Consider the following 255-nt stretch of genomic DNA (forward strand, 5'->3'; position numbering starts at 1 on the left):
CTCCGATGAACTTACTTGTTTATCATGATCTAGTTTTCAAAGAACCAATTGACAGAAGAATACTCTTTGTCAATGAAGCTACCGACTTCGTTCCCCTCATCGAAGAACAGATTCCAGCAACTTAATTATTGAGAGATTGAATTCTCTCAAAGTGGAGCCTAGCGGGATCGAACCGCTGACCTCCTGCGTGCAAGGCAGGCGCTCTCCCAGCTGAGCTAAGGCCCCAAATCAAATAATATGGTGGGCCTGAGTGGA

At 45.9% G+C, this 255-nt stretch carries 1 tRNA gene; it reads right to left on the minus strand.

From position 1 onward, the window contains the following. Window positions 1-152: 152 nt before the first annotated feature. A tRNA-Ala gene (locus M3202_RS22800) sits at window positions 153-225 on the minus strand. Window positions 226-255 lie beyond the last annotated feature (30 nt).

It is taken from the genome of Halalkalibacter oceani, from assembly GCF_023715605.1.
Classification (GTDB): domain Bacteria; phylum Bacillota; class Bacilli; order Bacillales; family Bacillaceae_D; genus Halalkalibacter; species Halalkalibacter oceani.